General features: G+C 63.6%; 4 protein-coding genes and 1 pseudogene. All 5 read right to left on the reverse strand.

Features of this window, described 5'->3' with window-relative positions; all coding sequences use genetic code 11:
* Positions 1 to 238 (reverse strand): annotated as a pseudogene (locus A5906_RS45225) (ABC transporter permease); the annotation flags it as partial.
* A 14-nt stretch (positions 239 to 252) separates the two neighbouring features.
* Positions 253 to 1,284, reverse strand: a complete 1,032-nt coding sequence (locus A5906_RS28730; RefSeq protein WP_080138583.1) for a TRAP transporter substrate-binding protein — start codon at positions 1,282 to 1,284, stop codon at positions 253 to 255.
* 504 nt (positions 1,285 to 1,788) lie between these two features.
* Positions 1,789 to 2,328: a 4-hydroxylaminobenzoate lyase gene (locus A5906_RS28735; RefSeq protein WP_080138584.1), complete on the reverse strand. Its 540-nt coding sequence runs from the start codon at positions 2,326 to 2,328 to the stop codon at positions 1,789 to 1,791.
* Positions 2,307 to 3,077 (reverse strand): nitroreductase, encoded by a 771-nt coding sequence (locus A5906_RS28740; RefSeq protein WP_245326955.1) that lies wholly within the window; start codon positions 3,075 to 3,077, stop codon positions 2,307 to 2,309. Before A5906_RS28740 ends, A5906_RS28735 begins: the two co-directional genes overlap by 22 nt.
* Positions 3,053 to 3,892: ABC transporter substrate-binding protein (locus A5906_RS28745; protein ID WP_245326956.1), on the reverse strand; the 840-nt coding region annotated here is incomplete at its 5' end. The genes A5906_RS28745 and A5906_RS28740, both read right to left, overlap by 25 nt.

A 3,892-nucleotide genomic window follows, 5' to 3' on the forward strand; every position in this document is an offset into this window, starting at 1 on the left:
GCCACAGGAACAGGATCGAGGCGAGCTCGTCCGACCAGATCAGCGGCCGGTGCACGCCGTAGCGTGCGACGACGCCGGCGAACAGGATCACGATCTCGGCGACCACCAGAATGGCCGCCGGGACCTCGACCAGAAGGCCGAGGAGGCGCTCCGTCGAGGCCAGCAAGGAAGGTCGGCGAGGGGACTGAACAGCCGCCTCGCCCGTCACTTCGATCACCTGAACCTCGACATGAGCCATGACGGCCCCACGCGTTACGACAGCTTGCCGACGGCCTTTTCCAGGAGATCCCAGGCCTGGTCACCGTACTTGCCCTTCCACTCGGCATAGAATCCGGCGGCGCGCAGCTTGTCGCGGAACGGCGCCACGGCAGGCTGGTTGAAGGTCAGGCCCTTGGCCGCGAGCTCCTGCTGGAGATTGGCATTGAGCTTAGCGGTATCCTCGCGCTCCTTGACCGCGGCGGCATTGATGTTCTTGGCGACGACGGTGCGGACGTCCTCGGGCAGCGCGCTCCAGGCGCGCCGGTTGGCCAGGAACCAGAAGCCGTCCCACATGTGGTTGGTCAGCGAGCAGTACTTCTGCACCTCGTAGAGCTTGGCGGTCGAGATGATCGCCAGCGGGTTCTCCTGGCCCTCGACGATCTTGGTCTGGAGCGCCGAATACACCTCGGCGAAATTGATCGAGGCGGGCGCGGCGTCGAACGCCTTGAACATCGAGGTCCACAGCGGCGACACCGGGACGCGGATCTTGAAGCCCTTGAAATCATCCGGACCGGTGATCGGCTTGGACGAGGACGTGGTCTGGCGGAAGCCGTTGTCCCAGATCTTGTCCATGACCTCGAGGCCGGCCTTCTTGATCTCGCCGCGGACAAAGCCGCCGAGATCGCCGTCCATGGCCTTCCAGACCGTGTCGTAGTCCGGGAACGCAAAGCCGATGCCGTTGATGGACGCCGCCGGCACCAGGGTCGACAGGATCAGGCCCGACAGCGTGAAGAACTCGACGCCGCCGGAGCGGATCTGGCTCAGCATGTCCGTGTCGGACCCGAGCTGGTTGTTCGGGAAGATCTGGAGGTCGAACTTGCCGCCCGTCTCGGCCTTGATTGCCGCCGCCATCTCCTTGGCGCGCACGTTCAGCGGATGGCTGTCCGGCAGGTTGTTGGCATATTTGTAGGTGAACTGGGCGCTCTGGGCGCGGGCGACATGGGGCGCGCCAATGCCGCCCAGGACCGCGGTCGCGGCGGAGGCCTTGAGAAGCGTGCGTCGGGAAAAGCGCGTTGAAAAGACCATGGGTCTGCTTCCTCGGAAGGATTGTTTTTGTTCTGAGATGCAAACCTATACGGACGTCGCGTCAGAAGGTCATCTGCGATCTCGCGAAGCTCGCTTATTGCAGCCGGACAACGTCACGGCAATATCGGCTTTCGGCACGTGGGGCCTGATCCAAAAAATGCGAAAGCAACCCCATGCACAGTAGCCGTCAAGGGCTGGAACGACGGCCGAGAGCCAGGCCGGAAACGTCACTGGAGCGAAGGCGCGGTGAGAGGAATTCTTCCTAAATAACTGATCTGATTGTATATAAATATATTCCATAATATACCTTATGCGAATTACGGATATGGCCGTCAGGGCTGGCGCGCTTCGCGTCAGGCCACCGAAATCCCTCCTCACCGTTGATAACCGGACCGCGCCGCAGCCTGGCCGTCGCGACTCATCGTCACCCGCGCGGGCCTCGGCTGCGCCATCTTGCAATTGAGCGACGCTAGCGTCCGGCATCACCCGTGGGCCGGCCGGCCGTCAGGACGGCGCGGCGAAGTCGTAGGAGATGCGCCCGGCGGGCAGATAAAACAGCGCGATGACGGCGCCGCCGCGGACCTCGGGATAGTGACGGCTGCCGGGATCGGGTGCGGTCCAGCCGGGCCCCTGCCAGCCCTGGAGCCCCCTAAGTTCGGCGCCCTTGTCCAGCGGCACGACCAGGTTCAGCTCGCCATAGGGGTGGCCGTGATACTGCCCGCGCAGCACGTCGTGGTCGTCCTCGTCCTTGAAGCGGCGCGGATCGGTGCTGTTCATGTAGACGGCCGTGATGCTGAACTGGAATGTCTCGGGCACCGGCTCCAGGATGCGGCTGCGCCGGTAGTTGGGTCCTTCGACTTCCTGGTTCGCCGCCCAGCCTTCCTCGACCCCGAGTTTAATCAGGCGCGCCAGGTCCTGGTAGAGCTGGCTACCCTCGCCGTATTTTTGATTGAGCCACCGTTCCATCTCCGCGCCCGGCGTCATGTCCTTGACCTCGCGCAGAAACGGAATGCTGCACTGGATCAGCTCGTCTCGGTTTCCCATGGCCATGTCCTTTCCAATTGGGTTGCACTCTGGTCCTCGAAGCCCGCAAACGAGGCAAACTCCGTGATATCCGCGCGCGGCATCAGCCTGCCCTTGGCGACGTCCCTGGCGTGGCCGATCGAGATGCCGCAGACCACCATCTGTTCCGCCGGGATCGACAGCAACGGACGCAGGATCCGGTGGTATTTCGAGAACGTCTCCTGCGGACAGGACTGAAGCCCGTGGCCTGCCGCGGCCAGCAGCACGTTCTGGACGAACATGCCGAGGTCGAGCCAGCTGCCCACCTGCAGGCGCCGGTCGATCGTGACGATCAGCCCGACGGGTGCGCCAAAGAACGCATAGTTCTTGGCAGTCTGGCCGCTTCTGGCTTCGCTGTCGGTCTGGGCGATGCCGAGCGAGCCATAGAACAGCCGGCCAAACTCCTGGCGTCGCCGCAGATAGGGTTCGGGCAGGTCGCTGGCGTAGTAGCTGTACTCCGACACGTGCGCGTCGCGAGCGGTTTCATGCGCTTCGCGCAATGCCGCGGACACCCCGTCCTTCGCGGCCCCCGCCAGCACGTAGACGTGCCAAGGCTGGATGTTGGCGCCGCTTGGCGCAAACCGGGCCACGCGTAGAATCTGCTCGATGGTCTCTCGCGCGACCGGCGCGTTTGAGAAGTCGCGGCACGCAAAGCGGCCCGCAATGATCTCGTCGATCGGGCTTCGTGCTGCCGTTCGAGCGTCGGTCATGGCTTTTTCAAGAGCGGACATCCACCCTGCTCCATCGGCCGGAAAGCCTCGTCACCCGGGATCGTCGCCAGCAGCTCGTAATAGTCGAACTTGTATTTCGACTGCTCGGGCGACTTGACGCGAAACAGATACATGTCGCGGACCAGCCGGCCGTCCTCACGGATCCGGCCATTCTTCGTCATGAAATCGTTCACGGGCATCTCGCGCATCCTGGCGGCGACGGTCGGCCCATCCAGCGTACCCGCCGACTGAACCGCTTTGAGGTAGTGCATCACGGCGCCATAGGTGCCGGCGTGGATCATGGTCGGGACCTTCTGGGTCTTTGCGATGAAGCGCTTCGACCAGGCCCGCGTCTCGTCGTTCAGGTCCCAGTAGAACGCCGAGCTCAACATCAGGCCCTGGGCGCTCTGGAGACCGAGACTGTGAATGTCGGCAATGAAGGCAAGCAGAGCGACCAGCTTCTGCCGCTGCGTGATCCCGAATTCGCCGGCCTGCTTGACGGCGTTGATGAAGTCGCCGCCGGCATCGGCGAGCGCGATCACCTCCGCCTTCGACGACTGCGCCTGGAGCAGGAAGGACGAGAAATCCGGCGTGTTGAGCGGATGTTTCACTGCGCCGATCACCTTGCCGTTCATGGCCTCGATGACCTTGCGGCTGTCGGCCTCGAGCTGGGCGCCAAGAGAATAGTCAACTGAAACGAAGAACCAGGAGTTTGCGCCGAGACGCGATATTGCCCGCGTCGTTCCCTGCGACAGCGCGTAGGTGTCGTAGGTCCAGTGAATCCCGGTCGGCGAGCATTCGTCGCCGGTCAGGCGCGATGTGGCGGCGCCAGTGGC

Origin of the sequence: Bradyrhizobium sacchari (assembly GCF_002068095.1) — a bacterium.
GTDB classification, from domain to species: Bacteria; Pseudomonadota; Alphaproteobacteria; order Rhizobiales; family Xanthobacteraceae; genus Bradyrhizobium; species Bradyrhizobium sacchari.

Excerpts from the sequence above, each read along its gene's own strand:
- A5906_RS28730 (WP_080138583.1), bottom strand. The coding sequence starts at position 1,284 with ATGGTCTTTTCAACGCGCTTTTCCCGACGCACGCTTCTCAAGGCCTCC.
- A5906_RS28735 (WP_080138584.1), bottom strand. The coding sequence starts at position 2,328 with ATGGGAAACCGAGACGAGCTGATCCAGTGCAGCATTCCGTTTCTGCGC.
- A5906_RS28740 (WP_245326955.1), bottom strand. The coding sequence starts at position 3,077 with ATGTCCGCTCTTGAAAAAGCCATGACCGACGCTCGAACGGCAGCACGA.